Below are 25187 nucleotides of genomic sequence, written 5' to 3'. Positions count from 1 at the left end.
CATTCCATTTTTTAAAAGCGGAAATATTCCTCAGCATTCCGGTAACAAATTCCCTCGACAATCCTCCCTAAAAGCTCCATATCGCAGGGCGCTTCGCCTTGTTCCGCCCAGCCGCCGATCAGCGTGCAGACAAGCCGCCTGAAGTATTCATGGCGGGGATAGGACAGGAAACTTCTTGAATCCGTCAGCATCCCGATAAAACGGCTGAACAGGCCTGTATTTGATAACGCTTTCATTTGTTGAAGCATTCCATCTTTCGTGTCATTGAACCACCAGGCTGTGCCGAATTGAATTTTCCCCGGTGTTTTCCCATCCTGAAAGCTGTTGATCATGCTGGCGATAATATAGTTGTCATTCGGATTCAGAGAATACAAAATCGTTTTAGGCAATTGCCGCTTTTTTTCGGCGGAATCTAACAGCCGGGCAAGCGGTTTTGCGATACGTTCATCATTAATCGAGTCATATCCCGTATCAGGACCGAGGCTGCTGAACTTATTTGTATTGGTATTTCTTAACGCGTTAATATGGAACTGCATCGCCCAGTCCAGTTCGGCGTAAAGACCGCAAAGATATTGCAGCGTCCGTGTTTTGAATTTCTTTTCATCTTCAAAAGACACATGCTCTCCGCTTAATCCGGCGGCAAAAATCCGGGCCGCTTCCTCTTCGGTCGTCTCGGCATAAACCATTTGATCTAATGCGTGATCCGCCACTCTTCCCCCGGCACTGTGAAAGAAGCGGACGCGGGATTCCAACGCACCCAAATACGATTGGTAGGTGGTGACAGCCATTCCGGAAGCGCTCTCCAGCGACCGGACCCAATCGGCAAAACCCGGGCTGCTGATGTCCAGTCCTTTGTCAGGCCGAAATCCGGGCAGCACTTGAACCGGAAAATCACTTTCTTTCAACAGTTCGTGGTATGTCAGCGCATCGGCAGGATCGTCCGTTGTGCAAATGACTTTGACATTTGATTTCAGAATGAGATCCCTTGCGCCAAACCCGTCTCCCTGCAAGAGCTCATTCGTTTTTTTCCAAATTGCCGCGACCGTTTTTTCATTCAATACGTCATAAATGCCGAACCAGCGCTGCAGCTCTAAATGCGTCCAGCTGTACAGCGGATTGCCTATCGCCATCGGCACCGTTTTTGCCCAGGCGAAAAACTTCTCTTCATCTGAAGCGTTTCCGGTAATGCAGCGCTCTTCAATGCCGTTGGCCCTCATGATCCGCCACTTGTAGTGGTCACCGTAAAGCCATGCCTCCGTAATGGTTGCGAAGGTTTTATTTTCATAGATTTCCTTTGGGCTTAAGTGACAGTGATAATCAATGATCGGCGTGTTTTCAGCGTATTCCCGGTACAGCTTTACGGCCGTTTTACTATCCAGTAAAAAGTCATCACCCATAAAAGCTTTCACACTTTCATCCTCCCTCTTATAAAATGTTAACGTTAACAAAATGGTTCTTTTTTATTTTAGCTTCCTCTTTCTCACATATCAATCATTTTTATTTTATTTTTCAGAAAATTGCATCCGTTAACATTTTCATGCAAAAAAGACATTGCCGAGAAAAGTCCGGCAATGTCTTCTGTGTGATCTTAAGGATTAGTAAGCGAGGCTGAATAATCCTTTGATATGTGTTAAATAACGTACGTTACTTGCTTCTTTCATTAAAGATGCCGGAAGGCCTTTCAGCGGAGTAGAGTTCGCTCCGATGATGGCAACTGCGTCTTTACGTCCAAGGCTTGCAAGCGTACCAGAGTTTACAGGCTTGAATGTTTCAAGCGTTTTTCCTTCTAAGTAAGCGAACAGGTTGTAACCGACAAGTTCACCCATCTGCCAAGCGATTTGCGCTGTCGGCGGGTACGGACGGCCGTCCGGCGCAAAGTATACAGCGCTGTCTCCGACAACGAATACATCTTCGTGAGAAGTAGATTGTAAGAAATCGTTAACCGTCGCACGGCCGCGGTTCACTTCAAGGCCGGATTCGCCGACTAACGGGTTGCCTTGTACGCCGCCTGTCCATACAAATGTGTTGGCAACGACTTTTGAACCGTCTTTCAGATCAATAACGTTTCCTTCAACATTTGTAACAGGAAGACCTGTTAAGAACTCAACGCCGCGTTTTTCAAGGCTTTTTGTCGCGCGTTCGATAAGGTCATCAGGAAGAACAGGAAGAATTTTCGGACCTGCTTCTACTAATTTCAGTTTGATTTCTTTCGGATCTACGCCGTATTTTTTCGTAAGGTTCGGCATGATGTCAGCAAGCTCACCGACAAGCTCGACGCCTGTTAAGCCGCCGCCGCCGATAAGGATCGTTGCATCAGCTTCGTTTTTCGTTTTAGAGTATTCACGCACACGGTCTTCCACGTGTTTGTATACTTTGTTGGCATCAGCAGCAGATTTCAGCACCATGCTGTTTTCTTCAAGTCCAGGAATGCCGAAATAAGCCGTAACAGAACCAAGTCCGACAACAAGCGCGTCATAAGTCAGCTTAGAACCGTCAGAAAGGGCAACTTCTTTCTTATCAACTGAGAAAGAATTGACTTCTGCGATTTTAATGTCGACGTCTTTTCCTTTCAGAAGTTTTTCAAGCGGCATAGCAACAGCCTGTTCAGACACGTTGCCGGCTGCAAGGCGGTGCAGTTCCGTAATGATTTGGTGAGTCGGGTATTTGTTCACAACGGTTACGCGTGCTTCATCTTTACTGTAATGTTTGCGAACGGTTAAAGCAGAAAGAACTCCGCCGTAACCAGCGCCTAAAATGACAATATGTTTTGACATCGTATATCCTCCGTCCTTTATATCAATTTGAATCTGAGATTATTTTTGTTTTTCGTTCATGATTTCAAGATAGCTGTTAGCAAAACGGAACAGCTTTTGAGCTTGAGGATCTTTCAGCATGCGCAGCAGGCCGAAAAGTCCGATCGTTTCATTGCTTGCATCCGCGCGGTCTTTTGCTTCGATCGCAGTAGCCGCAACTTCTTTCGCTGTTTCTTTCACCGGCTCAAGAATTTCTGTAAGCGCACCCACTGTATCGCTCTTCAATACTTCGTCTGTCGCTACAGACTGTGCAAAATCATAAGACTTCGTTAAAATATTTACTAACTCAGTCAGTTTTGGAAGCTGATCCACTAAAACAGTCAGTGATTCTTGAACTTCAGGTTTTAGCAGCTGATCAATAAGATCGCGTTGGCCTTGGCTGACAGATGCATTTGTTTGATCGATTGTTTCTGGCATATCCGATTCTCCTTTACTATAAGCAGTATGCTGATTTTTTTTGGAAAGGGTAGCCTTTCCCCCTTCATGCAGAAAAGCATGAAAAAGCAAGATTGTGAATTCATGCACAATCATTTACAAAAATAAATGTTTACTACCCAGTTTTTCACTTTGCCATATCCAGTATTATTTTTATATCAACAAAAACAATTGAATAAGTCAAAATTTCTTTTTCCTCTCTGAAAATAGCAAACATAAAAAACCCCAATTTGATTTACTCTTATATAATAACACTTTTTGAACAAAATTTGAACGTGAATTGTTTCGTTTATGAAATTATTTATATGGCGGGGGTGTAATAACGTTTCTTTTAGGCTATTTTTTTACAGACCGTCCGCTTTTCCCCTGTCATTTTTCCCACAGTTTTAAAAGCGGGCCCGTTTTTCCCGTAAAGGGGTCACATTCCGGGAGCGGGACACGGCTGATTTCTTCTGAAGTTCTATCATTTTTCTCCGTTTTTGTATCGTACTGCCGGCCGCCCGGATAAGCTCCGATCACGGTAAAATCAGAACTGCCCGACAGTTTTTTATGTCCGGTGCCGGCCGGAATGACCGCTGCGTCTCCCGTTTGAAGAACGGCGTCCGCCCCTTGTTCCCCGCCGAACCTCAAAACCGCGGTTCCTTTTACCGCGACAAGAACTTCGTGCGTGGTGCTGTGAAAATGATGATACGGAAATACTCCGCCCGTCCAGCTGTTCGACCAATCGTGCCGGCTGAGGACGGACTCTGCTTTCTGTACCGTTTCTTCATTAAATACCGCTTTATAAATAACAAGCGGAAGATTCGGGTTATTCGGAATGCGGCCGTCATCTTCGAAATAAAGCACTTGAATATCCTCTTTCTGCATTGTGTTCACCTCCGTATATGTCTGTTTCCCATTCATCATTTATTAAAACGCTATTTTCTCATATTCCATTGCGAAGCCTGCCGGTGAATAGTATAGTATAAAAAAAATATGTGTCAAAATGAGGGATTTAATGAAAGCCATCGTGATCGGAATATTGGCATCTCTGTTTTTTGCAGTCACATTTATTTTAAACAGGGCGATGGAGCTTTCCGGCGGAAGCTGGATGTGGAGCTCTTCCCTGCGTTTTCTTTTTATGATTCCGTTTTTATTTTTGATCGTTTATGCGAAAGGAAAATGGGCGCCGCTCTGGCATGAAATCCGGAAAAAACCGTTTTTTTGGCTGAAGTGGAGTTTTACCGGGTTCGTGCTTTTTTATGCCCCGATTACGTTTGCGGCGGCATATGGGCCTGGCTGGCTGATCGCCGGCACGTGGCAGATTACAATTGTCGCGGGTGTGCTTCTGTCGCCGTTTTTCTATGAAACAAAAAATTCACCGGCGGGCCCGGTTTCCGTCAGACAAAAGATCCCGCTGATTTCGCTGGTTACTTCCGTCATCATCCTGATCGGAGCCGGGCTGATTCAGCTTCAGCATGCGGGTTCTCTGTCCGGCCGCACGATACTATTCAGCGTGGCGCCGGTCGTCATCGCGGCGTTTGCCTATCCGCTCGGCAACCGCAAAATGCTGGAACAATACGGCGGAAAACTCGATACGTTTCAGCGGGTGCTCGGCATGACGCTCGCAAGCCTTCCGTTTTGGCTTTTGATCGCCGCTTTCGGCTGGCATAGAGACGGGCTTCCCTCAATGGGACAGACATTCCAATCCTTTATCGTCGCACTCAGCTCGGGCGTTATCGCAACAGTATTATTTTTCCGCGCCACCGATATGGTGAGGAATGAGCCGCAGAAGCTCGCTGCTGTTGAAGCGACACAGTCCGGAGAGGTTCTTTTTGCACTGATCGGCGAAATCGTCTTTTTATCCGCAGCGTTTCCGTCACTTCTTTCATTTGCCGGACTGTTCATTATTATTGGGGGAATGGTCATGCATACATTCGCTTCCCGGCAGACAGACCAGAAAACGGCGGAGCAAACGTCAGCCAATCTCACCGGTTCCTGATTTTTTACGAAAGGTGTCATCCCATATGAAAGAAGAAATTCCGGCAATATCTTTTCTGTCAGCCGGCAAACGCTTTGAACAAAACAATACGTCCTTTGATGTCCTGAGCCGTGTAACCGGACATATTCAAAAAGGTTCTATCACGGCGTTGATAGGGCCTTCCGGCGCGGGAAAAAGCACGTTGCTGTCACTTTGCAATCTGATGAATACACCTGATGAAGGGGAAGTGCTTGTATTCGGAAAAGAAATAAGGCGCTGGGATATCAGGGAGCTCAGAAAAACCGCGGGCCTTGCATTTCAATCAGCTCCCGTCACGGAGGGCACGGTGCGGGACAACCTTCTGCTCGCAGAAAAACTCCACGGGGCGCAGCACTATACCCCTGAAGAGCTCGCAGATTTTACAGACCTTCCGCGCGGGCTTCTGGATCGGAATGCAAAGGAATTATCCGGAGGTCAGCGGCAGAAGCTCTCATTAGCGCGAACTCTCGCCGGACTGCCGTCCATCCTGCTGCTGGATGAAATCACCTCGGCGCTCGACCCCTCATCCGTTCTCACCATTGAGAAACTGATTACGAAACTCCATCGGCAAAAACAGCTGACAATCCTGTGGATCACCCATAACCTTGAACAAGCGGAACGATTATCCGATACGGTATGGTTTATGGCTGAGGGACGGCTTTTAGAGACCGCGGAAACGAAAACGTTCTTTAAGGAACCGAAACACGAAAAGGCCCGGGCGCTTTTACAAGGGAGCGGGTGCTGATATGAATGATCTTTCACTGTTACTAACAAGTATATTTGTCATTATCGCTTTATTCCTGTCTAAATCTTTTAAAGCCGGCGTCGAAAAGGATATGATCGTCGCAACCGTCAGGGCCGTCATTCAGCTTCTCATCATCGGCTATGTGCTGTCGCTGATTTTTCGCGGTGATCACCCGATATTTATCATATTAATGGTGCTTCTCATGCTCACGGCCGCTTCGCACAATGTCGCCAAACGGAAAAAAATGCGGATCGGCTCATTTTGGCGCGTTTTTCTGACACTGGCGATCTCGGAAACCGTGACGCAGGGACTTTTACTGACCCTTCACATCATTCCGTTCACTTCAAGATATGTCATTCCGATAAGCGGCATGGTCATCGGAAACTCCATGGTGCTCTCAAGCCTGTTTTTAAGCCGGATCAGTTCGGAAGCAGACCTGCGGAAAGAAGAAATCCTGCTGATTCTCTCTCTTGGAGGAACGCCTAAGCAGGCCGTCCGGCAGATATTGACGTCCAGTATGAAGCTCAGTATGATCCCGACGCTTGAAAGCCAGAAAACATTGGGTCTCGTTCAGCTTCCCGGCATGATGACGGGGCAGATTTTAGCGGGGGCTGATCCGATACAGGCGGTGCGCTTTCAGCTGCTGATCGTTTTTACAACGATGGCCTCCGCTCTTCTTACATGTATCATACTCAGCGCCTTGACATATCCTTCCCTTTTCACGGAACACTGGCAATTAAAAAAATTCAGCAGGGAAGCGTAAGCTTTTTCCCTGCTGAATGGTGGTTCATGACAAGGTCAGAGATTCATAGTAACGGGATAATTCAATAATCATCGCTCCCATCCGCTCAATGTCCGGAGCAAGGACCCTCTTTACCCCTTCATCCCGGATCGCTTCAGCCGTCACTTTGCCGACTGCGGCGGCAAGCACGTGTTTTTCGAATGCCTGCTGCAATTCCTTTGCGGATCCTTTTTCTTTTGCATAATCAAAGAGAGAGCGCACTTGAATGGCTGTCGTAAAACATACGGCATCGACCTCTCCGTTTAACAGCTCTCCCAGCAGTTTATCGACCGTCTCTCTTTCAGGCGGAATATGCTGATACGGCAGAACAGGGAATACCTCCGCTCCGTTTTTCTCAAGGAACTCCGTTAAAACCGGCGCTTTCTCGCCATGAAGCTGTATCATGACTTTTTTATCTTTAAAGTCAAATCGTTCCAAGGAGCGGATCAGCCCTCTTGTTGTACCGTCTTCATCTGAGGCATGCGGTGTGATGCCGAGCTTTTTTAAGGCCGCATATGTTTTATAGCCTCTGCAGCCGATTTTCGCTTCATGAACGGCCGCTAAAAATTCTTCTTTCAGACCGATTTTTTCCGATACCGACAATAACGTTTCCGTACCGATGCCTGTGGTGAATATCACCCAGTCGGCTTTTTGCTCGGCAAATGTTCTTACGTCGGGTTCCATTTGATCCTCCGCCAGGTATACGGTTCCTTGGAGGGAACGGATGACTGCCGTTCCGCCCTGCTTTTCTATTAATTTTGTGATCTCTTCTGTTTTCCTCGAACCGCCGATGGCAATCCGTTTCCCGTTCAATCCTTTTCCCATCGCTGTTTTCTTCTTCCCTTCAGATGCCGGGCGCCCTATGGCAGGCCGTCATTTATTTCTATTATTGTTACGCAATCAGCCGGGAAAATCAAGCTATGCTCCCGTTGAATCCCCCGTGCAGTTGCTGTATCATTAACCGGGCAGAACGATTTGATTCGCGGAGGGACTTTCAATCATGGAAACAAAAAAAGAGTTCGAGACAAAAGGATACGATACTTCGGTCATTTATGAGTTCAATGAATATCCTGATGTTCACAGCGGCCGATGTGACAATTGCGATTACACGCTGTTTAAAAGTTCAGTGAAGGGCGGAAAATTTTTGAGGGAATGCCGGAGATGCGGCATGAAGAAAAATATATAACAAAACAGGCAGCCGTCCGGTGCTGCCTGTTTTCCTAATCAATTTTCGACGGACGCCTTTTCCAAAAATTCTTCAATGGCGCAAACAGCCTGTTTGGGGCCGCCGGTTTCTTTTATTTTCTCCTGCATGCTTTTCACGCGGCTGAGGATGTTTTTATCGCCGTATACGTTCTGAACGTCTTTTTGCAGACGGGCCACAGTGACTTCTTTCGGGGGCAGATGCACGCCAAGCCCCAATTCATCCACACGCTTTGCGGTAACCTCTTGTTCGTGCATTTGCGGAACGACAACGAGCGGAACACCCGCATTCATCGCCTCCATTGTACTGTTCATCCCGCCGTGAGATACGAACAGCTTTGCTTTCTCCAGCACATCAAGCTGCGGAACGTGCTGGCGGATGATAAAGTGATCGGGCACATCCGAAAAACTTTCCGGATCAATTGTTGTGCCGACTGACATAATAACCCGCCAGTCCGAGTCCCGAAACGCGTCAATACACATCCGGTAAAATTCAGGCCAGGCGTTAAACGCCGTTCCCAGTGAGATGAGCATAAGCGGACGGTCATCGGCTGCATCAATTTCCAGACTTCCCGTATTTGTGCGTTCTCCAAGAGACGGACCCGCAAAACAGAATCGTTCATCAAAGGTTTCCTGTTTCGGCTGAAAGGCCCTTGGCATAAAGACGATATTCAATTTTTCAGGCATGAAAAATTCTTCCATTGTCATCCGTTTCACTTGTTCATTTTCAATTTTCTCCTGATATTCTTCTATCGCCTGTTTGGCCGCTTCCATCGTTTCTTCGTCTCTTCCTAATTGAAAATACTCATTCATTGCATAGCTTGGGCAGAACTTTACGGCCGGGATGCCGCCATTATCCGCAAACAATTTTCCGGCAAGCGCTAAAAAATCAAACAGGACGATGTCAGGAAGGTCGTCTTTGTACAGCTCTTCCAGCTGCGGAAGCACTTCAACCGCTTCTTCCAGAAACATTACAAACGCGTCACTTTTATTTACCCGTTCTTTTATCGTCTTCGGGTCCGCCTTTATGCTTGTGCGGTATAAAACGGGAATAGCACCCGTTTTGGCAACGGAAGCTTCAAATTCCTCAGTCGTAGCGAATGTCACTTTATACCCGCGATTGACAAGTTCCTCGGCCACAGGCAGCGTGGGATTGACATGACCGTGAGCGGCCACATTAATAATGGCGATGTGTGTTTTTCTCATCTTTTTTCTTCTCCTTCATTTTCGTTTATCTCCGCTTCTAAAGACTCCAGCCCGTACATGACACTGTTTCGGATCGGCTCAATCCGGACGGGCTCAAGGTGTGAAAAGGTTTTTACAATTCCTTTCAGCGCGGCTTCCGCTTCAAGTCTGGCAAGCGGAGCGCCTAAGCAGAAGTGTACGCCGAATCCGAAGGAAAGGTGCGGATTCGATTGGCGATGAATATCAAATACGCCCGCCTTCTCAAATTTGTTTTCATCACGGTTGGCAGATGCAACATAGCAGAGAACGATCTCCCCGCTTTTCAAGCGGCGTCCGCGCAGCTCAGTGTCGTGCCGGACCGTCCTTCTGACAAACGGAGCGGGAGCGCGAAAACGCAGCGTTTCTTCCACCGTTTGCGCGATGAGAGAAGGGTCCTGTCTCAGCTCTTCATAAAGGCCGGGCGTCTCTAATATGCTGTAAACCGCATTTGAAATGAGATTAGTCGTTGTTTCATTTCCCGCCACTAAAAGCAGATTGCAAAACGGGATCAGATCTTCTGGCGTGAGCTTCTCTCCCTCTTCTTCCTCTTTTATCAAAATAGAAATAATATCTTGGCCGGGCTGTTTTCGTTTGCTTTCTATTATTCCCGCAAAAAACGCCGCCAGCTCCGCCTCACATTGGTCACGTTCCTGCTGATTTTTCTCCGCCGCTTCAGGACTCGCATCTTTCGGCATGCTGACGAGAATATCCGACCATTTTTTAAACTGATCCATACGTTCGGACGGAACGCCTAATAATTCTGAAATCACCATGACCGGCAAAGGGTAAGAGAGATCTTTAACGATATCAATCCGCCCTTTGTTCTTTGCCTGTTTCAGGAGATGATCGGTAATGTCTTTAATTCTCGGCTCCCATTCCTTCAAGACGCGGGGAGTGAAAGCGCGATTGACGGCAGATCTGATTTGGGTATGTTTCGGCGGGTCCATATTCAGCATGGACTTTGCAATCGAGCTTTTCACATCAGTCATGCGGCTTGAGAACGTCTCTTTATCACTGATGACTTTTTTGACATCATCGTATAAAAACACACTCCAAACCTTCGTTTCTTCATCAAAGTATATAGGGCTTTCCCGTCTCATTTTTTCATACCAAGGAAAAGGGTTGTATACGTCCAGGCCGTTTTTTCCTTTCATCAGGGTTCTTTGGATGGCTTGTCTCGTGCTCCTCAGCTTACTCATGTTACATCACTCCTGATTGTTTCATATTTGAATAGTTGACGTACCTTGAATTTTATCCTAGCACATATTTTCAATTTTTTTCTATTCATAACCTTAACTATTAACATAACACAACAAAAGTCATGAATCCGGAGGTGAAATTTCTCCCAAGAAAACAGCAGAAGCGCACAAAAAACCCGAGCCTTCGGCCAGGCTCGGGAGAAATGCTCACTCATTCGTCTGCGGTTTCTGGTGCTGCTTTTGGTCTTCAGGAGGCTGCGTATTTCTTTCCATATCGTCCGTATCAGCGCCCATGCCTTTCAGGAAAGAAAACAGCAGAGTGACGGCCTTGTTGATTTCCGGGTCTTTTAAAGCGCGGACGATATCAAAATACCCCGTCTTCCTGCCGCTGTCTTTTTCTTCGACGGCCTTTGTGACGCCCGCATTGATTTTAACGATAAACGGCTCAAGCTGTTTTACATCGAGCATGCCGAGAACGCCGCTTAACAGCAGGAGATTTTTCAGCATATTGGCCGTTTCCGGCGTATTCGCCTTCTTCACCAGGATATCCATCACTTTGTCTCCTTGGCCGAAGAGCCCGCGCAGAAGCGCCAAAACGCCGCGCTCGTTCATGTGCTGAAGAATGTGCAGAGATTCCAAAATCGCGTCTTTATTTCGTAAAAGAGCCGTCTCGATCTCTTCTAAGTCCTTTTTTCGTTTGTCTTCTTCTGTGACGGTCTGTTTTCGGATGCCGCTGATTGCTTTAGCCATTTTGCTGTTTCCCCCTTTTTACGGCGTCTCCCGGAAATACATAATCTTGACGCGCCCATTTCCGATCAACCCGGACACCGATCTGCGGCTGCGGGTTTCCGTAACGGAAATTGATTTTCGGAAGCGGATTAACGCCTTCTTTTTTCAAAATCTCCATCTTCGCTGATGTTTCTTTATAAGCCGGTGTATCCGTATCCTTATCCGCATAGCTGCTTGTCAAAAGGTTAATGGCGGCGTCTTTTGAATCGTTCATCGGGAGATAGACTTGTTTGCCTTTTACCCTGTCTGTGATGATGCATTTGACTTTCACATTTCCGTACGGTGATGTCAGACGGACAAGCGTTCCGTCTTCCAGCCCTCTTTCTTCGGCGAGTTCGGGCGAGACCTCAAGGAACACACTCGGTGTTTTTTCGGATATTCCTTTTGATCGGTAAGTCAGATTCCCTTCGTGAAAATGCTCGAGCAGCCGCCCGTTATTCACATGGATATCATATTCTTCACCAAATTCTTTCGGCTCGGTCCACTGAACGGGATATAGAATCGCTTTGCCGTCTGAAAACGGGAACTTGTCCGTAAATAAAAGCGGTGAATCGGTTCCGTCCGCTGCAACCGGCCATTGCAGTGAATTGTAGCCTTCGAGACGTTCGTAAGTGACGCCTGCGTAGAGCGGCGAAAGCATTGCCGCTTCTTCCATAATGTCTGCCGGATGTTCATAGCGCCAATCAGCGCCCAGCCGGTTGGCGATGTCCGTAATGATCTGCCAATCAGGCTTTGAATCGCCCAGCGGTTCAAACACTTCGTAAAGGCGCTGCACCCTCCGTTCCGTATTCGTAAACGTTCCTTCTTTTTCAAGGCTCGGGCTTGCCGGGAGCACCACATCGGCGAACTCGGCCGTCCGCGAGAGAAAAATATCCTGCACAACGAAGAAATCAAGCTTTTCAAAGGCGGCATGAACATGGTTGATATTGGAGTCGACAAGCCCCATTTCTTCCCCTTTTACATACATACACTTCAGTTTTCCCGAGTGGATGCCCTCGATCATTTCATGATTTGTCATTCCGATTTCTTTCGGCAGGTCTGTTCCCCAGCCCTGTTCATACTTTTTGCGGGCTTTTTCATCCGTTACTTTTTCATAGCCAGGGAAGCTGTCAGGCATACTGCCGAAATCACTGGCTCCCTGCACGTTATTATGGCCCCGAAGCGGATATGAGCCTGCGCCGGGCTTGCCGTAATTTCCGGTCACAAGAAGCATGTTGGAAATGGCCGTGCTCGTATCACTTCCTCCGATATGCTGGGTGACCCCCATCGCCCACAGTGCGCATACACTTTTGGCTTCATGAATCATCCGGGCCACTTTAATTAAGGTATCCTTGTCCACACCGGTATGTTTTTCCGCATATTCCATCGTATAAGGTTCAAGGCTTTTCACGAATTCATCTAATCCGTTCACTCTCTCCTTCAGAAATGCAGTATCCGCCAAATCGTGATCAAGCAGATATTTCGATACGGCATTCAGCCAGACAATATCTGATCCGGCACGCGGCTGGAAAAACACGTCGGAGCGCTCGGCCATTTCGTGTTTTCGCAAGTCAGCAACGACGAGCTTCTGCCCGTGCAGCTTATGAGAACGTTTAATGCGTGTGGACAGGACGGGGTGAGACTCAGATGTATTTGAACCGATAATCAGCACGAGCTCAGCTTTTTCTATATCTGTAATTGATCCTGAATCGCCGCCGTATCCGACCGTTCTGAACAATCCGGCCGTGGCGGGAGACTGGCAGTAGCGTGAGCAGTTGTCGACATTATTTGTTCCGATAACGGCTCTTGCAAGCTTCTGCATCACGTATGATTCTTCATTCGTGCACTTGGAAGATGTGATAAAAGCAAGCGCGTCCGGGCCGAAATGTTCTTTTATATCGGTAAATTTATCAGCGATCAGCTGCAGCGCTTCATCCCATTCCGCCTCCCGAAACGAGTCTCCTTCCCGGATAAGCGGTTTGGTAAGGCGCTTTTCACTATTGACGAAATCCCAGCCGAATTTCCCTTTCACACACGTCGAAATTCCATTTGCGGGCGCCTCAGCCTGAGGCTCGACCTTTAAAATGTCTCTTCCTTTCGTCCATATATCAAAACTGCAGCCGACACCGCAGTATGTGCATACGGTTTTCGTTTTCTTGATTCTTTCATCCCGCATGGCCGATTCCATATCCGATATGGCTAAAATTGATCCGTATCCGGTTTCGACGCCTTTTGTGATGTCAATCATCGGCCGAAGCGTCTCTTGGTTAATGCCTGTTAAATACCCAGCTTCGCCTTCCATGCCTTTTTCCATCATGGCATTGCACGGACATACCGTCGAACAATGTCCGCAGGAAACACATGATGATTCATTGATCGGCACATCCTGATCCCAAATGACCCGCGGGCGTTTCCGCTCCCAATCAATGCTTAACGTTTCGGTTACCTGTACGTCCTGACAGGCTTCGACGCAGCGTCCGCACAAAATGCACTGATCGGGATCATATCGGTAAAACGGATTTGATTCATCTTTAGGATACGGTTTTTGATCGAACGGAATGCTTTGATGATTGATTTTCATTTCCTTTACGGTATTATGTACTTCGCAGCTCCCATTGTTGTAATCACAGACCGTACAGTACAATTCATGGTTGTGCAAAATGTTGTCCATGCCGATAACCTGCGCTTTTTTTACATCGGACGAAAGCGTATCGATGACATCTCCGTCCTTTATTTGCGCAGAACACGAACGCACCAGTTCCCCGTTAACATTGACGATACAGGTATCGCACGTTTCAATCGGCCCGAGACTCGGGTGATAACACACGTGCGGCACGTCAATTGAACTATTGTTCAAAAGCTGCAAAACGGTTTGGCCGTCCGGCGCTTCCATTTCAACCCCATTGATTGTAACTTTCTTTGTATCAGCCATTTTCTTTTCCCCTTTCTGTACCCCTCTATACATCCTCTATGATTCCCAACCGGCCTTTCACTAAAACATCTCGTTTATCTCAGGAAACATACGGGTATGAGCGGTAAAAAGGAGGCGTTCACATGTTGAAGAAAAAAACACTCGTCACGGGATTGTCGGCAGTGATGCTCACGGGATGCGCTTTCGGAGCAGAAGCATTTTCGGATACACAGCCCGTCCATGCCGCAGCCGCTTCAAAAACGGAAAACCAGCGTGCACAAGAACTGGTGAACAGCCTTTACCAATCGGCATTTAAAGGGGAAATGCCGCAAAATGTGAAAGGCCTGAAAATCAACCAAAGCACAAGACAGGACGTTTACGATAAAATCGGCGAGCCGGAACAAAAAGCAGACAGCCGCAATCCATTTGATTTATACAGCTGGAACATGGGAAACCCCGGCTACGGATTTTCCTATCATAAAAACGGAAAAATCTCGGAAATACGCTATTTCGGAACGGGGGTCGAGCGGCGCTTAAACCTCGGCAGCGTCACACCTGACGTCTTAAGCAAACAAATCGGCAGCGCTGACAAAATCCTGACAGTGCCAAAAACGGGCGAAACAGATTACGTCTACCATACGGGGCAGTATGAGCTCCGCTTCGTCATCGGCAGTGATCAAAAAGCAGATCATGTCAACCTAAAAGCCAGATAACGCAAAAAAAGCGGCCTTCCGGGCCGTTTTTTTCATAGACAGCTTCTCCGTCGTTCCTTACAATACATGGGAGTACAAAAAAAGGGGAACAGTGTGAAGTGAATAGACATCCATTGACATACGGAATATGTACCGTTTTTATCATCGCCCTCGGTTTGCTGTCCAGAACCGCATACATCACCGCCCTATTGCCCGGCATCATAAACGCTTATTTAGGAGATGCCCTGTGGGCGGCCATGATTTTTACAGGATTCGGGCTTTTGTTTCGGCACATCCGGACGGAAACAGCCGCAATTTTGAGCCTCTCGTTTTGCTTTCTGATTGAATGCAGCCAGCTGTATCACGCGCCATGGATTGACGAGATCAGAAGCAGCACGCTCGGCGGGCTGATCCTCGGCTGGCAATTTGTCTGGAGTGACATTTTCGCCTATACCCTCGGGGTATGCGCTTCCGCACTTTTAGAATGGGCCGTAAAAAGAAACCGCCAGCCCTCTTCATAATCAGAGCACGCCGCCGATATGAAGGGATAAGGAGGTGGAAGCTATGGATATCCCTGCGTTATCAATCGCAATGCATCAGGCATCTCTGGCGCAGAATGTAAATATCGCTTTAACAAAAACGGTCATGCAGCATGCACAGGCTGCGGCGGAAGAAACAGTGAAAATGCTGCCGTCCCAGCACCCGACTGCCGGCCATTCAATTGATGTGAAAGTGTAAAAAAAGATGCCGGATGATAACCGGCGTCTTTTTTTTGCCCGTTGTACATACACCGTACCGGGCATACAGGAATAAGGTAAACGGAACCAACATTTGAAAAGGAGGTTTTCCTCTTGTACGATCCTTTCGATCATGAATACACAGCCGAGAGCCACGAACGGGTGCCATATCATTATCCGCGGCCGCCTTATTATTACCCCAGACCATATCCATACTATCCGCGGCCGCCTTATTATTACCCCAGACCATACCCATACTATCCGCGGCCGTATATCCCGTTCTATCCTTGGTATTAATGTTTGAAAAGAAATGACTGCAGACAGGAGGCTTCCCCTGTCTGCTATTCAACTTTGACCGACAGGATATACGGGAGGGCTTGAACTTTCTCCATTACCGCTGCTTTCCCGCTTTTGCTTTTCACCCTTCCCTTCACTTCAAGCACCGCCTTATTCAATTCATAGGACGTAATCAGAATTCCTTTTTCCTCAAGAGAAGTTAAAATATCATGCATGACGGCTTTCTCTTCAATCCTGAAACTGACAGACAAAGAATGCGCCGCCGGTTTAAACAGAAAATTTAACAGTTCAAGCCCGATTAACGCCAAAATCGTGCCGCTGATGCCGATGACATACATACCTGCCCCGATCGTCAGCCCGATCCCCGACGTAGCCCAAATCCCCGCTGCCGTCGTAAGCCCCCGCACGACATGCCGCTGCAAAATAATCGTGCCGGCTCCTAAAAATCCGACACCGCTGACGACCTGCGCCGCCACCCGGCTCGGATCAAAGGACGTATGGCTGTTGGATAACAAATCAAAAAAGCCGTATTTGGAAACGATCATCATCAAGGCGCTGCCGACGGCCACTAAAAAATGCGTCCTCAAACCGGCTTCCTTCGCCCTGAATTCTCTCTCCAATCCAATAAGAGCCCCAAGCAGACCCGCAACCGCCAGACGAATCACAAAATCAAGTTCCATCCGTCTCTCTCCTTTCCTTATCTTCTTACCCGCTTTTTATCCCCCGTATCTTTTTCAATCAGCACAGGACTGCCCTGCTGAAAAAAACTGCATTTGAATATATACTTTGGTTCTTTATCATATTGTCAGTGCTCTTATTTATATGCGGAAGGTATTAAGCTGCCGTTTCTTAAAATAAGGAAAATGACTTATTGAGAGTATATTAAATAAGTTTATTCGTTGAAGCTGCGGCCGCTTGTCTCTTCCAATCTTCTAAAAACAGAACGAATGCCGCTCCCTCATGCTCAAAAATTGCTTTCAATCCGCGAAAATATATCGTAATATAAGATATAATCTTAATAAACGATAAAAGGTGGCTTATGATGTCTAACGAAATTATACGATTAAATGACCTCTGGACAGATATTTACTATCGGCTCCGTTATCAGCACCATGAAAAAATCACTCACCAAGGTGTACGGATTCTGCAAGTCATTCAAAAAGAGAAGGCAGTCGGAATAAAAGACATTGCCGGAGCGATTCAAGTATCGCATAATACCGCTTCGGAACATATAAAGCGGTTACTGAAGAAAAAGTATGTTTATAAAACCAGAAGTGTTGAAGATGAGAGGAAAGTCATTTTAAAACTTACCAGTTTGGGGGCGGATGTCCTTTACCGGCATTCCGGTCTTGATGAAGAAAAGCTTAAACAGCTTCTTTTTGACAACATGAATAATGAAGAACGAACACTTGTCTTAAAAGCATTCAGTTTGATGAAGGAGCGTGCTGAAGATGTTTACGATCGTTAAAATCATTGTCTCCGCTGCTATTATTGGGGTTATCACTGAAATATCAAGAAGAAGCCCGAGTTATGGAGGTATTATAGCGGCTTTACCAATTGTCAGTATGCTGAGCATGATTTGGCTGTACATCCAAGGCGAAACGAAGGAGACATTAAGTCATTTTGCATTCAGCGTGGCTTCCGGCATCCCCTCTACAGTCATTATGCTGGTCATTATCGGCATCGCCCTTCGCCATTCACTGTCTTTCATTGCCGCATCAGGGCTTGGACTTACAGGATGGCTGGTTTTCTTGTATGCTCAGGATTTTATCGTGAAACATATAAACAGTCAGCAATAGGCACCTTGGCGCTTCTTTGGAAGAAATACGAGGAATTAAAAAGACAGGGATATCCCTGTCTTAAAAGTGACTCCGAATAAAAAGCGAAACTCCTTTCTTCACGAGAAGCGCCAAACACAAAAACATCCCGTGTTGCGAACGGAGTCTGCAGCCTGTACAGCCATACCCGCATGAAAACCGGCTGATCTCTCAAACAGAATGTCCGGCAATCACCTCAAAAAACGAGGTGAAATCTGTCAGTATCCCGTCACCCGCCAGCTGTTTTTCTTCAAATAGCGCGCGGTTTTTTCCGAGCGGGTCAATGGCCATAATCTTGCCCGCACCTGCTTTTTTTGCCGCTGTGAGCCCTGAAAAGGCATCTTCAATGACTAAGCATTCTTCAGGTTTGAGGCCTAATTTTTCCGATGCGATGAGAAAAATATCCGGCGCCGGTTTTCCGGGGAAGCTCCCGTCATCAAACGTGACTTTGTCAAAATCAAACCACTGATCCAAATGAAAGACGTCAAAGTAAAACTCGACATTTTCCTTTACCGTAGCCGTGGCGATGGTCATCGGTGTTTCCGATTTTTTCAGATGGTTCAATACGCCGGTCAGTCCCTTCGTCAGCTTTAACTCGTCTTTGTTTTCAAGGCATAATTCTCTGTAGTAGGCTTCTTTTTCAAAAGACAGCTTCTTGATTTCTTCATTTGTTAAATCGCCGGAAATAAAATACGTCAGGATTTCACTGTTTGTTCTCCCGTGAATGTTAACGAAAATGTCTTCATCAGAAATGGTTTTCGGTGCGTATTTTTTCACCATGAAAAACCATGCTTTTTCGTGCAGATGCGAATCTTGAAACATCGTGCCGTTGAAATCAAAAATAACCCCTTTCATCGAACCGCCCGCCTTTTTTTATTTTTTTGCGATTTTGACATCTACATATTGCTCGTAATGAATTTGAACATCTTTCATGACTTTATCATCCGTAATCAGATAGTCCATATCGTGCAAGTTATAGAACACGTAAAAATCTTCCCGGTTGAATTTTTTATTATCCGCCAGCAAAAATTTCGTCCGCGAATTATTCAGCGCGATTTGGTGAGCTTCCCCTTCTTCAATGCTGTAAGAAGAAATCTCATCATTATGTATGCCGTTGGCGCTGATGAAAGCCTTCGTAAAATTGAATTTCTGCAGATTGCCGTTCACGATGGGGCCGACGAAGGCACCGGTATTTTTTCGGAAGTCGCCTCCAATCAGGATGGTATCCGCAATGTCGCCATGTTTCAAAATATCAAATACGGGATAGTTGTTTGTGATAATCCTGATTCGCTTATGCAGCAGGTGTTTGGCTAAAAGTTCAATCGTCGTGCCGGGCCCTAAAAAAACGGTATCGCCGTCATTTACATAGGAAGCTGCGAGTTCCGCGATCTTCCCCTTCTCCTCCATTTGAACACCCAGTTTTTCATTATGCGATAATTCGTGATCAATGGAATAAGATATGCTCTGTGCGCCTCCGTGAATACGTACGATTTTTCCGGCCTTATCCAGCTCGTCCAGGTCTCTTCTCACTGTCATATCAGAAACTTCCAGTTCATCGATAATATCACTCACCGTAATAAACCCCCGCGAGTTTACAATATCGATGATTTTTAAAAGCCGCTCTTTTTTTAACATGTTCAATCATCCCCTCAACTTTACACACAATCTAACATACTGCGGCAATCCGGTCAACAAAAACAAACACTAATAAACAACACAATCAACATAAAAAACAACGACAAACTTACATAACCCCTATAAATACAGATGTTATTTCTTTATGAAGCTATTGACAACAAAAATGTATGCGTTTACTATTAAACAAAAGATAACAATTACAAACATTAATAAACTACAATTCACACATTGGCGAAGGAGGATTCAGTAATGCTCAAATTACCTCATGACTTTATTTTCGGCGGAGCGACTGCGGCATATCAAGCGGAAGGCGCCACAAAAGAAGGCGGCAAAGGGCCTGTGGCCTGGGATGAATTTCTTGAAAAACAGGGAAGATTCAGCCCTGATCCGGCAAGTGATTTTTACCGCCAGTTTCCGGAAGATATTAAACTATGTGAAAAATTCGGAATAAACGGCATCCGCCTTTCTATAGCCTGGACGAGAATTTTCCCTGACGGCACGGGCAAAATCAATCAGGAAGGTGTTGACTACTATCATCGTATTTTCTCAGAGTGCCATAAACGCAACGTCACCCCTTTTGTCACGCTGCATCATTTCGATACACCGAAAGGATTATTTGATCAGGGAGATTTCCTCAACCGCGCTGCAATAGAAGCGTTCGTCAGCTATGCGGAGTTTTGCTTTAAAGAATTCAGCGAAATCAGATATTGGAGCACGTTTAACGAAATTTATCCCACAGCCACCAACCAGTATTTACTCGGGGTTTTCCCGCCATCTGTTAAAAGTGATATCACAAAAGTCATTCAATGCCTCCATCACATGATGGTAGCGCATGCGATGACCGTCAATCTTTTTAAAGACGGCGGTTATCCGGGAGAAATCGGGGTCGTCCATTCATTGGAAACAAAATATCCCGCCAGCGGCACAGAAGAAGACCGCCACGCCTGTTTTCTGGATGACGCGTTATCAGTGAGATTCCTCCTCGATGCCACCTACCTCGGCTATTATTCTGAGGAAACCATGCGTGCTCTGGATGAAATCTGTGAGGCAAACGGCGCTTCATACGAGTTTTCAGACAGTGACTTTGACGTGATGAAAAAAGCCTCAACGCGCAATGATTATCTCGGCATCAATCATTATCAATGCCATTTCGTCAAAGCGTACGACGGAGAAACCGTTATTCACCATAACGGAACGGGCGATAAGGGCACTTCGGTCTATAAAGTAAAAGGAATCGGCGAAAGAATTTACAAAGAAGGCCTGAAGCGGACCGATTGGGATTGGCTCATTTATCCTGAAGGCATGTATGACATGCTGATGCGCATCAAACGGGACTATCCGCAATATAACAAAATTTACATTACCGAAAACGGCATGGGCTATAAAGATGAGTTTGAAGACGGCATCATTATGGATAAGGCAAGAATCGACTATTTAAAAGTATATTTAGAAGCCGTCAGTAAAGCGATTACCGACGGAGTCAATGTAAAGGGGTACTTCTTATGGTCCTTAATGGATTTATTTTCATGGACCAACGGCTACAACAAACGTTACGGTCTTTTTTACGTCGACTTCGACACCCAAAAACGGTATCCGAAAGAATCGGCCTACTGGTACAAACTTGTAAGTGAAACAAAAACAATCATTTAACGATCACACATGGTGAAAAGAATCTCTTTTCATCATGTGTGCCGTCTTTAGGAGGTTTTTTTCATGACAAAGGAAGAATTGCAGATGCTCGGTTTTGAAATCGTCGCCTATGCCGGCGACGCCAGAAGCACTTTATTGAAAGTCCTGAAAGAAGTCCGTGCCGGAAACTTCGAAAACACGGAAGCAGCATTGAAAAGCGCCGATGAAAATTTAACCCTCGCCCACAATGCGCAAACGAAAATGTTAGCTGAAGAAGCTGACGGCAAGGACATGGAATTAGGGTTTATTTTCGTTCACGGTCAGGACCACTTGATGACAACCCTTTTGCTCCGTGATCTTATTCAGGATTTTATAGAACTCTACCGAAGCCGCCGATAAGGAGTGGAAAAATGAACGGTATCATCAAGCAAATCGAAAAGGGAAAACCGTTTTTTGAAAAAATCTCAAGAAACATTTATTTAGGCGCGATCCGCGACGGCTTCTTAACTGCCATGCCGGTTATTTTATTCGCCAGCATTTTCATCCTCACCGCCGCTGTGCCGGAAGTGTTGGGTTTCACTTGGCCTAAAAGTGTTTCTGAATGGCTTTGGAAAGTTTATAACTATTCAATGGGCGCCCTCGGTCTGATCGTTGCAGCAACAAGTGCGAAATGCCTGAGTGAATCAATGAACCGAAAAATGCCGAAAAACAAAGGGATCAACCCCGTTTCAGCGATGCTTGCTTCAGTCGTCGGGTTTCTCATTTTAAGCGTCACTCAAATCGACGGCGGATTCTCCACGGAATATCTCGGCACAAAAGGTCTTTTAGCCGCTTTTGTATCCGCTTTCATAACGGTGAACGTTTACAGATTCTGCGTGCTGAAAAATATTACGATTAAAATGCCTAAAGAAGTGCCGGGTACCATTTCACAAACATTTAAAGATGTTTTTCCGTTCGCTTTTTCCGTTTTGGCCATGGTAATCATTGATTTATTGATCAGGAACACGCTGAACGTATCTTTTGCAGAGGCTCTCTCCTCTCTCTTATCGCCGTTTTTTACCGCCGCAGACGGTTATCTTGGGATTTGTGTCATTTGGGGAATGATGGCGCTGTTCTGGTTTGTCGGCGTTCACGGGCCTTCTATTGTGGAGCCGGCCATAGCAGCTATTATTTACGCAAATGTGGAGGCGAACCTGCAGCTTCATAATGCCGGTGAGCAGGCGTCCAACGTGCTGACCGTCGGACTCGGGAACTTCGTCGGCACAATGGGAGGAACCGGCGCAACCCTTGTTGTTCCGTTTATCTTTCTGCTTTTCGCAAAATCCAAGCAATTGAAAGCAGTCGGAAAAGCATCCGCAGTTCCGGTGTCTTTCGCAGTAAACGAACCTCTTCTCTTTGCTGCGCCGATCATTTTAAATCCTTATTTTTTCATTCCGTTTGTTGTAACGCCGATGGTGAATGTCTGTCTGTTTAAATTTTTCGTGGATGTCATCGGAATGAACAGTTTTATGTATGTTCTTCCGTGGGCCACCCCGGCGCCCGCCGGCTTGATTCTCGGAACCGGCATGGGGCTCTCGGCTTTTGTTCTGACGGCTGTATTAATCATTGTCGATTTCCTGATATACCTGCCATTCTGTAAAGCTTATGACAAAGTATTAGCGGCGGAAGAAACCCAACACACCGAGCCTGAAACCGCGCCGCAAAAATCCCGGGAGATACAGCCCGTAATAGCCGGCGCCTCAGAAGACGCGGCTTCCGTCATCAGCACAAATTTTCAGGAATCCTCATCCGCCTTGGAACACGGCACCAATGTGTTAGTGCTGTGCGCCGGAGCGGGAACGAGCGCCATGCTTGCGAACGCACTGACAGAAGGAGCCGAAGAATACAACGTGCCGATCACCGCCTCAGCAGGCGCCTACGGATCCCATTACGACATCATGAAAGACTTCGATATGATCATTTTGGCTCCGCAAGTCGGCTCTTATTATGATGACATTAAAGAAGATGCGGACCGCCTGCATGTGAAACTCATCGCAACGAAAGGAGCGGAATATATCAGCCTCACCAGAAATTCACAAAAAGCCATTCAGTTCATACTGGAGCATACCCCAAAATAGAATCGGAGGTTTATCATGGATGCCAAACTTTTGAAATCGAGATTCGAAGACATTTTCAAGAGAAGCAACGGAGAACTGTTTTTCGCACCCGGCCGGATCAACCTGATCGGGGAACATACGGATTATATAGGCGGTCACGTTCTTCCCTGCGCGATCACGATCGGAACATATGCCGTATGCGCAAAACGCGAAGATCACCAGATCCGGTTATACTCAGAAAACTTTCCTGACAGCGGCATTGTCTGCCTTGATCTTTCCGCCACAGCATACAAAAAAGAAGACGGCTGGGCCAATTATCCGAAGGGGATGATCCATTACCTTCTTGAAGCCGGCGGTCAAATAGACAGCGGAATGGATATTCTTTTTCACGGTACGATTCCAAACGGAGCCGGTTTAAGCTCCTCTGCTTCCATTGAAATGTTAACCGGTTCCATTTTAAGAAAGTTATTCAGCTTGGATGTTTCCGATACTGAACTGGCGCTTATCGGAAAAAGAGTCGAAAATGAATTTATCGGCGTGAATTCAGGGATTATGGATCAATTCGCAGTGCAAAAAGGCAAAAAGAACATGGCCATTCTTTTAAACTGCGATAAGCTTGAGCACGAAATGATTCCGGCTGCTTTTAACGGATATAAAATCGTCATTATGAATACGAACAAACGCCGGGAGCTGGCGGCTTCAAAGTATAATGAACGCCGCAGCGAATGCGACGCGGCTCTCACGGAACTGCGGCAATATCGGAATATCGCATCACTTGCGGAATTGACGGGAGAAGAATTCAACAAACTCGAACCCCTTCTCTCCTGTGAAACTTTGCGTAAAAGAGCCCGGCACGCGGTCAATGAAAACGAGCGGACCCTCTCAGCGGCGGAAGCTCTTAAATCGAATGATTTGAAAACGTTCGGGGAGCTGATGAATGCGTCCCACCGTTCGTTACGCGATGATTATGAAGTGACCGGTGACGAATTAGACGCGCTCGCTGAAGCAGCCTGGAAAGAAGGAGCACTCGGAGCGCGGATGACGGGCGCGGGGTTCGGCGGCTGCGCCATAGCCATTGTGGAAAGTGAAGAAACCGCCGGCTTTATCCCCGCCGTTTCATCTCAATACCGCAGCAGGACAGGTCTTGAAGCTTCTTTCTACATCGCGGATATAAGCGATGGCGCGGCTGAATGGAGGGAAAAATAAATCATGGCGATTCTCGTTCTCGGCGGTGCCGGCTATATCGGTTCTCATGCGGTTGATCAATTAGTAAACAAAGGATTTAAAACGATAGCTGTGGATAATCTCCAGACAGGCCACCGGAAAGCCGTTCATGAAAAAGCAGTTTTTTACCATGGAGATATACGTGACAAACCGTTTCTTCGCTCTGTGTTTGCGAAGGAGAACGTAACAGGCGTTCTCCATTTTGCCGCTCAATCCCTTGTCGGCGAATCAATGAAAGACCCTCTTTCATATTTCAATAATAATGTGTACGGTACGCAAATTACGCTGGAGGTCATGCAGGAATTCGGGGTGAAACACATTGTGTTTTCTTCATCCGCCGCTGTTTACGGCGAACCTGAAAAAGCGCCCATCACAGAAGACATGCCGGAAAAGCCGGAAAGCGCATACGGCGAATCAAAACTCATGGCAGAAAAAATGCTGAAGTGGTGTGAAACCGCCTGCGGCATAAAATATGTCTCGCTTCGGTATTTTAACGTTGCCGGCGCGAAAACGGACGGTTCCATCGGAGAAGATCATCATCCGGAAACCCACCTTATCCCTATCCTTTTACAAACCGCGCTCGGTCAGCGCGAGGAGGTTTTGATATTCGGCACTGACTATGATACAAAAGACGGCACGTGCATCCGCGATTATGTTCATGTTTCCGATTTAATCGATGCCCATATTCTCGCTCTGGAATATTTGCAAAACGGCGGAGACAGCGGCATTTTCAATTTAGGCTCAAGCAGCGGGTTTTCCGTATCAGAAATGGCGGAAGCGGCCCGGCAAGTGACCGAAAGAGACATAAAAGTAAGAGCGGCTGCAAGAAGACCCGGTGATCCAAGCGCCCTCATCGCTTCCAGCGATAAAGCGCGGAACATTCTCGGCTGGAATCCGAAACAAACGGACATATCGGAAATCATTGCGTCAGCATGGAATTGGCATCGGCATCATCCTAACGGATACAAGGACAAATGAA

At 46.7% G+C, this 25187-nt stretch carries 26 protein-coding genes and 1 pseudogene; 15 read left to right on the top strand and 12 right to left on the bottom strand.

Annotation, left to right across the window (positions count from 1 at the left end; all coding sequences use genetic code 11):
- Positions 1 to 11 precede the first annotated feature (11 nt).
- From uxaC to VP472_RS06100, 4 genes are all read right to left on the bottom strand, one after another.
- Entirely contained in the window at positions 12 to 1409 is a 1398-nt protein-coding gene (gene uxaC / locus VP472_RS06115; protein ID WP_146276556.1) for a glucuronate isomerase, read from the bottom strand.
- A gap of 186 nt (positions 1410 to 1595) precedes the next feature.
- Positions 1596 to 2774 carry an NAD(P)/FAD-dependent oxidoreductase gene (locus tag VP472_RS06110; protein WP_003154907.1) on the bottom strand — a complete coding sequence of 393 codons (1179 nt, stop codon included), beginning with the start codon at positions 2772 to 2774 and terminating at the stop codon, positions 1596 to 1598.
- 39 nt (positions 2775 to 2813) lie between these two features.
- Positions 2814 to 3230 (bottom strand): DUF1641 domain-containing protein, encoded by a 417-nt coding sequence (locus VP472_RS06105; protein ID WP_003154908.1) that lies wholly within the window; start codon positions 3228 to 3230, stop codon positions 2814 to 2816.
- Between the two features lie 387 nt (positions 3231 to 3617).
- A complete protein-coding gene (locus tag VP472_RS06100; RefSeq protein WP_024085183.1) occupies positions 3618 to 4115 on the bottom strand; it encodes a cupin domain-containing protein in 498 nt (165 codons plus the stop codon).
- A gap of 130 nt (positions 4116 to 4245) precedes the next feature.
- Between VP472_RS06100 and VP472_RS06095 the strand changes: the two genes are divergently transcribed.
- From VP472_RS06095 to VP472_RS06085, 3 genes are read left to right on the top strand one after another with little or no spacing between them, the layout of a single operon-like run.
- The gene (locus VP472_RS06095; protein ID WP_070081663.1) at positions 4246 to 5229 is read left to right on the top strand and encodes a DMT family transporter; all 984 of its coding nucleotides are present in this window, start codon (positions 4246 to 4248) and stop codon (positions 5227 to 5229) included.
- A 25-nt stretch (positions 5230 to 5254) separates the two neighbouring features.
- Positions 5255 to 5992 carry an ABC transporter ATP-binding protein gene (locus VP472_RS06090; RefSeq protein ID WP_003154913.1) on the top strand — a complete coding sequence of 246 codons (738 nt, stop codon included), beginning with the start codon at positions 5255 to 5257 and terminating at the stop codon, positions 5990 to 5992.
- A 1-nt stretch (position 5993) separates the two neighbouring features.
- A complete protein-coding gene (locus VP472_RS06085; RefSeq protein ID WP_146276554.1) occupies positions 5994 to 6755 on the top strand; it encodes an ABC transporter permease in 762 nt (253 codons plus the stop codon).
- A gap of 24 nt (positions 6756 to 6779) precedes the next feature.
- Here VP472_RS06085 and VP472_RS06080 read toward each other — a convergent pair whose 3' ends face one another.
- A complete protein-coding gene (locus tag VP472_RS06080) occupies positions 6780 to 7598 on the bottom strand; it encodes a uroporphyrinogen-III synthase (protein WP_063636823.1) in 819 nt (272 codons plus the stop codon).
- Positions 7599 to 7773: 175 nt separating this feature from the next.
- On the opposite strand from VP472_RS06080, the gene VP472_RS06075 reads away from it, so the two are divergent.
- The gene (locus tag VP472_RS06075) at positions 7774 to 7959 is read left to right on the top strand and encodes a DUF8096 family protein (RefSeq protein ID WP_003154919.1); all 186 of its coding nucleotides are present in this window, start codon (positions 7774 to 7776) and stop codon (positions 7957 to 7959) included.
- 38 nt (positions 7960 to 7997) lie between these two features.
- Here the strand turns inward: VP472_RS06075 and VP472_RS06070 are convergent, their stop codons facing one another.
- The 4 genes from VP472_RS06070 to fdhF form a co-directional block, all read right to left on the bottom strand.
- A complete protein-coding gene (locus VP472_RS06070) occupies positions 7998 to 9182 on the bottom strand; it encodes a macrolide family glycosyltransferase (RefSeq protein WP_063636824.1) in 1185 nt (394 codons plus the stop codon).
- Entirely contained in the window at positions 9179 to 10399 is a 1221-nt protein-coding gene (locus VP472_RS06065) for a cytochrome P450 (protein WP_063636825.1), read from the bottom strand. Before VP472_RS06065 ends, VP472_RS06070 begins: the two co-directional genes overlap by 4 nt.
- Before the next feature lie 207 nt (positions 10400 to 10606).
- The gene (locus tag VP472_RS06060) at positions 10607 to 11149 is read right to left on the bottom strand and encodes a helical membrane plugin domain-containing protein (protein ID WP_012117344.1); all 543 of its coding nucleotides are present in this window, start codon (positions 11147 to 11149) and stop codon (positions 10607 to 10609) included.
- Positions 11142 to 14099 carry a formate dehydrogenase subunit alpha gene (fdhF, locus tag VP472_RS06055; protein WP_146276552.1) on the bottom strand — a complete coding sequence of 986 codons (2958 nt, stop codon included), beginning with the start codon at positions 14097 to 14099 and terminating at the stop codon, positions 11142 to 11144. Before fdhF ends, VP472_RS06060 begins: the two co-directional genes overlap by 8 nt.
- Positions 14100 to 14221: 122 nt before the next feature.
- Between fdhF and VP472_RS06050 the strand changes: the two genes are divergently transcribed.
- The 4 genes from VP472_RS06050 to VP472_RS20085 all read left to right on the top strand — a co-directional run bounded on the left by VP472_RS06050 (position 14222) and on the right by VP472_RS20085 (position 15804).
- Positions 14222 to 14791, top strand: coding sequence for a YjgB family protein (locus VP472_RS06050; RefSeq protein WP_071391972.1), 570 nt, complete (start codon positions 14222 to 14224; stop codon positions 14789 to 14791).
- Between the two features lie 98 nt (positions 14792 to 14889).
- Positions 14890 to 15291, top strand: a complete 402-nt coding sequence (locus VP472_RS06045; protein ID WP_146276550.1) for a ribosomal maturation YjgA family protein — start codon at positions 14890 to 14892, stop codon at positions 15289 to 15291.
- A gap of 43 nt (positions 15292 to 15334) precedes the next feature.
- Complete coding sequence (locus VP472_RS06040) at positions 15335 to 15508, top strand: YjfB family protein (RefSeq protein ID WP_012117340.1); 174 nt, start codon at positions 15335 to 15337, stop codon at positions 15506 to 15508.
- 113 nt (positions 15509 to 15621) lie between these two features.
- Positions 15622 to 15804 carry a hypothetical protein gene (locus tag VP472_RS20085; protein ID WP_071543315.1) on the top strand — a complete coding sequence of 61 codons (183 nt, stop codon included), beginning with the start codon at positions 15622 to 15624 and terminating at the stop codon, positions 15802 to 15804.
- 283 nt (positions 15805 to 16087) lie between these two features.
- Here the strand turns inward: VP472_RS20085 and VP472_RS20080 are convergent.
- Positions 16088 to 16484: pseudogene (locus VP472_RS20080) on the bottom strand (MgtC/SapB family protein); the annotation flags it as partial.
- A gap of 362 nt (positions 16485 to 16846) precedes the next feature.
- Here VP472_RS20080 and VP472_RS06030 point away from each other — a divergent pair.
- Together VP472_RS06030 and VP472_RS06025 are read left to right on the top strand one after the other, a co-directional pair.
- On the top strand, positions 16847 to 17272 hold the full coding sequence (locus VP472_RS06030; protein WP_063636830.1) for a MarR family winged helix-turn-helix transcriptional regulator: 426 nt from the start codon (positions 16847 to 16849) through the stop codon (positions 17270 to 17272).
- Positions 17256 to 17603, top strand: a complete 348-nt coding sequence (locus VP472_RS06025) for a DUF3147 family protein (RefSeq protein ID WP_015388376.1) — start codon at positions 17256 to 17258, stop codon at positions 17601 to 17603. Before VP472_RS06030 ends, VP472_RS06025 begins: the two co-directional genes overlap by 17 nt.
- A 189-nt stretch (positions 17604 to 17792) precedes the next feature.
- Here the strand turns inward: VP472_RS06025 and VP472_RS06020 are convergent, their stop codons facing one another.
- Positions 17793 to 18476: an HAD family hydrolase gene (locus VP472_RS06020; RefSeq protein WP_070081657.1), complete on the bottom strand. Its 684-nt coding sequence runs from the start codon at positions 18474 to 18476 to the stop codon at positions 17793 to 17795.
- Positions 18477 to 18494: 18 nt separating this feature from the next.
- Positions 18495 to 19256 carry a DeoR/GlpR family DNA-binding transcription regulator gene (locus tag VP472_RS06015; RefSeq protein ID WP_017417571.1) on the bottom strand — a complete coding sequence of 254 codons (762 nt, stop codon included), beginning with the start codon at positions 19254 to 19256 and terminating at the stop codon, positions 18495 to 18497.
- 252 nt (positions 19257 to 19508) lie between these two features.
- On the opposite strand from VP472_RS06015, the gene lacG reads away from it, so the two are divergent.
- From lacG to galE, 5 genes are all read left to right on the top strand, one after another.
- Positions 19509 to 20909, top strand: coding sequence for a 6-phospho-beta-galactosidase (gene lacG, locus VP472_RS06010; protein WP_003154938.1), 1401 nt, complete (start codon positions 19509 to 19511; stop codon positions 20907 to 20909).
- A 63-nt stretch (positions 20910 to 20972) separates the two neighbouring features.
- The gene (locus VP472_RS06005; RefSeq protein ID WP_007407323.1) at positions 20973 to 21287 is read left to right on the top strand and encodes a PTS sugar transporter subunit IIA; all 315 of its coding nucleotides are present in this window, start codon (positions 20973 to 20975) and stop codon (positions 21285 to 21287) included.
- A gap of 11 nt (positions 21288 to 21298) precedes the next feature.
- Complete coding sequence (locus VP472_RS06000; protein WP_146276548.1) at positions 21299 to 23005, top strand: PTS lactose transporter subunit IIBC; 1707 nt, start codon at positions 21299 to 21301, stop codon at positions 23003 to 23005.
- A 15-nt stretch (positions 23006 to 23020) separates the two neighbouring features.
- On the top strand, positions 23021 to 24190 hold the full coding sequence (locus VP472_RS05995) for a galactokinase (protein ID WP_146276546.1): 1170 nt from the start codon (positions 23021 to 23023) through the stop codon (positions 24188 to 24190).
- Positions 24191 to 24193: 3 nt separating this feature from the next.
- Positions 24194 to 25186 (top strand): UDP-glucose 4-epimerase GalE, encoded by a 993-nt coding sequence (gene galE / locus VP472_RS05990; RefSeq protein ID WP_146276544.1) that lies wholly within the window; start codon positions 24194 to 24196, stop codon positions 25184 to 25186.
- Position 25187 lies beyond the last annotated feature (1 nt).

Origin of the sequence: Bacillus sp. MT(2024), from assembly GCF_036362845.1 — a bacterium.
In the GTDB taxonomy this organism is placed as follows: domain Bacteria; phylum Bacillota; class Bacilli; order Bacillales; family Bacillaceae; genus Bacillus; species Bacillus velezensis.
Note: the sequence above shows the minus strand (reverse complement) of the source record. Positions and strands in the feature narration are given on the sequence as shown.

Excerpts from the sequence above, each read along its gene's own strand:
- VP472_RS06085 (WP_146276554.1), top strand. The coding sequence starts at position 5,994 with ATGAATGATCTTTCACTGTTACTAACAAGTATATTTGTCATTATCGCT.
- VP472_RS06110 (WP_003154907.1), bottom strand. The coding sequence starts at position 2,774 with ATGTCAAAACATATTGTCATTTTAGGCGCTGGTTACGGCGGAGTTCTT.
- VP472_RS06020 (WP_070081657.1), bottom strand. The coding sequence starts at position 18,476 with ATGAAAGGGGTTATTTTTGATTTCAACGGCACGATGTTTCAAGATTCG.
- VP472_RS06075 (WP_003154919.1), top strand. The coding sequence starts at position 7,774 with ATGGAAACAAAAAAAGAGTTCGAGACAAAAGGATACGATACTTCGGTC.
- VP472_RS06090 (WP_003154913.1), top strand. The coding sequence starts at position 5,255 with ATGAAAGAAGAAATTCCGGCAATATCTTTTCTGTCAGCCGGCAAACGC.
- VP472_RS05995 (WP_146276546.1), top strand. The coding sequence starts at position 23,021 with ATGGATGCCAAACTTTTGAAATCGAGATTCGAAGACATTTTCAAGAGA.
- VP472_RS06000 (WP_146276548.1), top strand. The coding sequence starts at position 21,299 with ATGAACGGTATCATCAAGCAAATCGAAAAGGGAAAACCGTTTTTTGAA.
- VP472_RS06040 (WP_012117340.1), top strand. The coding sequence starts at position 15,335 with ATGGATATCCCTGCGTTATCAATCGCAATGCATCAGGCATCTCTGGCG.
- VP472_RS06015 (WP_017417571.1), bottom strand. The coding sequence starts at position 19,256 with ATGTTAAAAAAAGAGCGGCTTTTAAAAATCATCGATATTGTAAACTCG.
- VP472_RS06100 (WP_024085183.1), bottom strand. The coding sequence starts at position 4,115 with ATGCAGAAAGAGGATATTCAAGTGCTTTATTTCGAAGATGACGGCCGC.
- VP472_RS06065 (WP_063636825.1), bottom strand. The coding sequence starts at position 10,399 with ATGAGTAAGCTGAGGAGCACGAGACAAGCCATCCAAAGAACCCTGATG.
- VP472_RS06070 (WP_063636824.1), bottom strand. The coding sequence starts at position 9,182 with ATGAGAAAAACACACATCGCCATTATTAATGTGGCCGCTCACGGTCAT.
- VP472_RS06060 (WP_012117344.1), bottom strand. The coding sequence starts at position 11,149 with ATGGCTAAAGCAATCAGCGGCATCCGAAAACAGACCGTCACAGAAGAA.
- VP472_RS06080 (WP_063636823.1), bottom strand. The coding sequence starts at position 7,598 with ATGGGAAAAGGATTGAACGGGAAACGGATTGCCATCGGCGGTTCGAGG.
- VP472_RS06025 (WP_015388376.1), top strand. The coding sequence starts at position 17,256 with ATGTTTACGATCGTTAAAATCATTGTCTCCGCTGCTATTATTGGGGTT.
- VP472_RS06005 (WP_007407323.1), top strand. The coding sequence starts at position 20,973 with ATGACAAAGGAAGAATTGCAGATGCTCGGTTTTGAAATCGTCGCCTAT.
- VP472_RS06050 (WP_071391972.1), top strand. The coding sequence starts at position 14,222 with ATGTTGAAGAAAAAAACACTCGTCACGGGATTGTCGGCAGTGATGCTC.
- VP472_RS06030 (WP_063636830.1), top strand. The coding sequence starts at position 16,847 with ATGTCTAACGAAATTATACGATTAAATGACCTCTGGACAGATATTTAC.
- VP472_RS06105 (WP_003154908.1), bottom strand. The coding sequence starts at position 3,230 with ATGCCAGAAACAATCGATCAAACAAATGCATCTGTCAGCCAAGGCCAA.
- lacG (WP_003154938.1), top strand. The coding sequence starts at position 19,509 with ATGCTCAAATTACCTCATGACTTTATTTTCGGCGGAGCGACTGCGGCA.
- fdhF (WP_146276552.1), bottom strand. The coding sequence starts at position 14,099 with ATGGCTGATACAAAGAAAGTTACAATCAATGGGGTTGAAATGGAAGCG.
- VP472_RS06095 (WP_070081663.1), top strand. The coding sequence starts at position 4,246 with ATGAAAGCCATCGTGATCGGAATATTGGCATCTCTGTTTTTTGCAGTC.
- galE (WP_146276544.1), top strand. The coding sequence starts at position 24,194 with ATGGCGATTCTCGTTCTCGGCGGTGCCGGCTATATCGGTTCTCATGCG.